Source organism: Candidatus Symbiopectobacterium sp. NZEC135, from assembly GCF_025962695.1.
The window spans coordinates 1-4,334 of record NZ_JAGFPF010000128.1 but is presented as its reverse complement, the minus strand read 5'-3'; the positions used below and the strand labels follow the sequence as shown (position 1 = coordinate 4,334).

The 4,334-nt window shown below is 41.7% G+C and carries 6 protein-coding genes; 5 read left to right on the top strand and 1 reads right to left on the bottom strand.

From position 1 onward, the window contains the following. Positions 1-708 (bottom strand): DNA cytosine methyltransferase (locus J5224_RS23570; protein ID WP_264627664.1); only part of this gene is annotated, 708 nt, incomplete at its 3' end. Between the two features lie 491 nt (positions 709-1,199). Here J5224_RS23570 and yafN point away from each other — a divergent pair. The 5 genes from yafN to J5224_RS23545 form a co-directional block, all read left to right on the top strand. Further along, entirely contained in the window at positions 1,200-1,493 is a 294-nt protein-coding gene (yafN, locus tag J5224_RS23565; protein ID WP_261848800.1) for a type I toxin-antitoxin system antitoxin YafN, read from the top strand. Further along, the gene (locus J5224_RS23560) at positions 1,490-1,894 is read left to right on the top strand and encodes a type II toxin-antitoxin system YafO family toxin (RefSeq protein WP_319802405.1); all 405 of its coding nucleotides are present in this window, start codon (positions 1,490-1,492) and stop codon (positions 1,892-1,894) included. The genes yafN and J5224_RS23560 overlap by 4 nt, the downstream gene beginning before the upstream one ends. Positions 1,895-2,345: 451 nt before the next feature. Further along, the gene (locus J5224_RS23555; RefSeq protein WP_264627663.1) at positions 2,346-2,945 is read left to right on the top strand and encodes a GNAT family N-acetyltransferase; all 600 of its coding nucleotides are present in this window, start codon (positions 2,346-2,348) and stop codon (positions 2,943-2,945) included. An 84-nt stretch (positions 2,946-3,029) separates the two neighbouring features. Continuing rightward, positions 3,030-3,482, top strand: a complete 453-nt coding sequence (locus J5224_RS23550; RefSeq protein WP_264627662.1) for an NUDIX hydrolase — start codon at positions 3,030-3,032, stop codon at positions 3,480-3,482. Between the two features lie 133 nt (positions 3,483-3,615). After that, positions 3,616-4,334 (top strand): isocitrate lyase/PEP mutase family protein (locus tag J5224_RS23545; protein WP_264627661.1); only part of this gene is annotated, 719 nt, incomplete at its 3' end.

The following is a 4,334-nucleotide window of genomic DNA, read 5'->3' as shown; positions in this document are numbered from 1 at the left end:
TATTTTTGCATAGTTAGATATGTCATCCGCATCCATATCTTTATAAGTATTCCAGCCAAAATCTTTTGGATCATTATTTTTAGATTTTTCGAGTGGTGCTGGGAGGTCATTTATTGCATCTTTAACATTGTTTTTTTTATAATGCTTCTTTGTAAAGTCATCAATTTTAATTTCATATGCAAACTCTTCAGGTAGATAACCTATAACTACTACTCGTCTCCTTCTTGTAGCAGCACCAAAATCAGAAGCATCAATTACTGTTGGTTCTAGAATTTTGTATTCAGGATCCAATATTTTTAACGCAGATTTAAGCTCGTAAACGTTTTTTTCATCCATTAATCCTTCGACATTTTCCATTACAAAAAATTTAGGTTTTATTATATTAACAGTTCTGAAGTAATGTCTTAAAAGAGAGCGGCGAGGGTCATTCACATCGGAATGTCCCATACGACTATACCCTTGGCATGGTGGCCCACCAATTATCCCATCGATTTTTTGTGATAATATAATCGGGTTCCACTCAGTTTCGCCCATCAACGATAAATCACCATTAATAATCTTTGTATTGGGAAAGTTTCGAGCATAAGCGGATTGCAGAGTTGAATCAATATCAACAGCAGCAATTACATCAAAGCCAGCCAACTTGGCTCCAAGCCCAAACCCTCCGCATCCGCAAAAAAGGTCTATCACAATTGGTGCTTTATTCATATATTTCCTTCACACACTCAAACAAAGTGAGAGTAGAGCTCGTAATCATCTGATAATGCTATTGATTTTTTTGTGTATGGTAGCAAAAAATTTTACAAATTAGAATATGATAAATACATACACTTTATCTAACTAAATATTGCAAGAAAATCAAACAACAAGGACATTTTTTCGGCTAACTCGCAAGCCAGCCCTTTGCAAAGCACGCTGGAAATTAGATTAGACCTTAGAGGCCGAGAATGTATACCGCATGACTTGCAGAGCGCGAGCTATTACAGGACGAGTTCATCAATCATTGCCGTAACATTATGTATTAACAGGGTATTTTTTTATACGTCTCTAGAAAGCCAGCATAAAATCAAAGTCTGGTAGCAAATTACTATATTGTTCAATTAGTTTGTTAGCGTTACTAATGATTCTAATCAGAAAACTAGATGTACGCTTTGATGTGCATTATGCTGTATCTAATTAAACACGCTTTCAGGTGGGCTATGGAACGCATCCTTGCAGAAAAATCTATCAACATCACCGAGTTAAGAAAGAACCCGGCTAAATATTTCATTGATGAACCGGTTGCCGTTCTTTCCAACAATCGTCCCGCTGGCTACATGGTCAGTGCCAAGGTGTTTGAAGAACTGATCGATCTGTTGGAAGAGAAGCAGGGCCGGGTGCATACCGCTGCGCGTTTCAGGCCAACGGCTGAACGTTTAAATGATATTGCGGATAGTGGACAGAAACTGCTGCAAAACGCCTCTGACAAGGATCTGACCGAGTTCACGGAATGAGCATCAGGATTTTCAAGTCAGCACTGATTCGCCAGCAATTAAGCCAGCAAGAGCTTGATGATTTGGTTGCGGATTTTCTGTCCTATAAAAAAGATGGCGTGTTGCCAGATACCTTTGGTCGTGATGCACCCTATGATGATGACCGCACCTATCCCTTGGTAAAAGAGGAGCAGGTGGCACACATTCATCTTGCCGATGCGGATGCCCCTTTCCCTAAGTTCTTGCGTCAGTTCAAACGAACCAGCGATCAGGCGCATTTGGTATACTGCCAAGGTGCGATGGATCCTGATGCCTACCTGCTGATTATCATCCTGAAACCCGAAGCGCATAAAATGGCACGCAACAATAACCATATGCATAAGATCGGAATGATAGCCGAAGCGTTCAGGATGAAGTATTGATCTGGTCAAAAAACACCCAGCCATTCAGGGCAGAAAAACATATGGGGGCACCATTGGGGGCATGTGGGTAGTTGAAAAAGAATATTAGTTAATATTATCAATATGATATTGGTCAGGTGTTGTTCCTATTATCGGCACCATTTCTATATCTTATTGATTTTAATGAAATAATCTGTATCACTGTGGCAGTGGTATTCATCTTGTCTATCTTGTCGTTCCCGCACAAAGCCGTCTCAACATGAGACCGCGTCAGATTCACGCTTCAACAGAAACAAATCACACCGGTAAAGCGTGAGCGATTGCCACTGGTCTAGTGGGTGTTTGGCCGCGATGCCTGAGTGGGTATCAAGAGTGCCAAAACGTTGGATAGATCAATAAGGACAAACAATAAAATAAAACGCTGTATTGAAGCTTCTTTTGGTAATATATTTCTTCATATCATGTTGATACATTGGTCGATATATTTTTTATGAAAATGTCAGCCTCTCTCCAGAATAGGCATTCATCCAGCAACAAACTCCATCTCATCCCTTTCACCGAACAACATTTTTCAATATTGATGGGGTGGTTTTTTAGTGAAAAAGACATTGTTCAATGGGGAGGGCCGGATTTATCTTACCCTCTCGATGATGCACAAGTTAATTTGATGTTGATTAAAACCAATGCCACTCCGCCAGACTATTTTTGTTGGATGGTTGAAGATGATGCCGGCGAATTATGCGGTCATTGCCAACTGGTGTGTGACTGGCGGAATGGAATAGCAAAAATTTGTAGAGTTGTCATTTCGCCTCAACATCGGGGGCGTGGTTTTTCACTTCCAATGGTTAGCATGGTTTTAGAAAAAGCATTCTCATATGCTGAAATAGAGCGCGTAGAGCTCAATGTTTATGCCTGGAATGACATAGCCATCAAAACCTATTCCCGCATTGGATTTATTGGTGAGGGTGTTCGCCGATCCTCTATGAAAGTGGGCGATGAACGCTGGGATATCGCCATCATGAGTATGTTACGTGATGAGTGGGTAGCGCCTTCAGTTAGCGCTATTAAGTAGGGTAGATTGTATTATTTTTAATAAATGGTTAATGTGTGAAATAGTGCGATAACTAATATCTAATGTTGTAAATGTGGAGTATTGATGCGCCAACCTAAACAAGTGTTAGTCGTTCCTTATGCAATTTATGAGGGTGAATTGTATTTGTATCTTCTGAAAAGAAAAGATATGGATTATTGGCAATGGGTAGCAGGAGGGGTAGAGGAAAATGAAACCCTATTAAGTGCAGCGATACGAGAATCATCTGAAGAGTTGGGGATCATACTTAAAACATCAGATCTTATACCGCTTGAATCTCTGTGTTCTATCCCAAGATGTTATTTCAATAGTGATAAGGAATGGGGGGATGATTTCTATACCGTTACAGAATATTCCTTTGCTGTTCGGTTATCTATGAATTCTCAATTGAATTTGAGTGATGAACATAGCGAGGCGAGTATAATAAAGTATTCGCAGTTGAGTAAATATCACACATGGGATAGTAATAGAACGGCAGCATGGGAGCTAAATGAACGGTTTTTGAAGGGCACTCTTTGAATGATGGTGCGTTTTTCATACGCGGTAGAAATATCCTGATGCCATGTTTTGGTTCTGAATCAAGTTGGATTTTGTGGTAGGTTCAACTGAGCGTAGTGCTATTTCTCTTCGACAATGATGCATGGGGTTACACATGGAAAATAAAGGAAAAATTTTTCGTCAACTACATGAGCTTGATGATGTTTTCGTTATTCCTAACCCCTGGGATATCGGCACTGCCCGGATACTCGAAACCATGGGATTTAAAGCGCTTGCGACAACCAGCGCGGGGCTTGCTTTTTCGTTAGGGGTTCAGGAAGGGACGGTTCCGTGGGAGCAGACTCTTTTGCATTGTCAGTCTCTGGTTAATGCCACCGCGTTGCCGGTATCCGCAGATCTTGAAAAGGGGATGGGGGATGACCCGGAAAGTGCCGCACAGACTGTCGAAATTGCCGCGGGAATCGGTTTGGCGGGGTGTTCTCTGGAAGATCATACCGGCTTAGCCAGCAAGCCTATTTATGATTTTAGTCTGGCAGTGGAAAGAATTGAAGCAGCGGCTAAAGCACGAGATGCGCTGGCGACTGATTTTGTCATCACGGCCCGTGCCGAAAATTTCATGTGGGGAATTACCGATCTGGATGAAACGATCCTGAGGTTGCAGGCATTTGAAAAAGCCGGGGCTGATGTTCTTTATGCTCCGGGTCTCAGAGATATCACTATGATTAAAACGGTATGTCAGGCGCTGACAAAGCCGGTCAATATTGTGATGGGGCTGCCCGGAGAAGTATTTAGCATTGCTGAATTGGCCGATGCAGGTGTAAAGCGAATTAGTGTTGGTGCATCCATGGCGCGGTTTGCCTATGGCATGTTTGT

Excerpts from the sequence above, each read along its gene's own strand:
- yafN (WP_261848800.1), top strand. The coding sequence starts at position 1,200 with ATGGAACGCATCCTTGCAGAAAAATCTATCAACATCACCGAGTTAAGA.
- J5224_RS23560 (WP_319802405.1), top strand. The coding sequence starts at position 1,490 with ATGAGCATCAGGATTTTCAAGTCAGCACTGATTCGCCAGCAATTAAGC.
- J5224_RS23550 (WP_264627662.1), top strand. The coding sequence starts at position 3,030 with ATGCGCCAACCTAAACAAGTGTTAGTCGTTCCTTATGCAATTTATGAG.